Here is a 260-nt window from a genome sequence, read left to right on the forward strand (position 1 = left end):
GTGTTAAAATTTAGGCACAAAAAAACCACAATTAAGTGGTTTATATATAGTATATGGTGGAGAGGGAGGGATTCGAACCCTCGATAGAGCTACAAACTCTATACTCCCTTAGCAGGGGAGCTCCTTCGGCCACTCGGACACCTCTCCAACGCATAACCGGTTGTATTGATGATATAAAAAACCACCAATTAAAATATGGTGGAGAGATAGGGATTTGAACCCTAGATAGGCTACAAACCTATGCCGGTTTTCAAGACCGG

Annotated in this window: 1 tRNA gene; it reads right to left on the minus strand. The window is 42.7% G+C overall.

What is annotated here, in order from left to right:
- Window positions 1–54 precede the first annotated feature (54 nt).
- A tRNA-Ser gene (locus SB756_RS31700) sits at window positions 55–147 on the minus strand.
- Window positions 148–260: the final 113 nt, after the last annotated feature.

The sequence above is a fragment of the Pseudomonas sp. SIMBA_068 genome (assembly GCF_046534705.1).
GTDB classification, from domain to species: domain Bacteria; phylum Pseudomonadota; class Gammaproteobacteria; order Pseudomonadales; family Pseudomonadaceae; genus Aquipseudomonas; species Aquipseudomonas putida.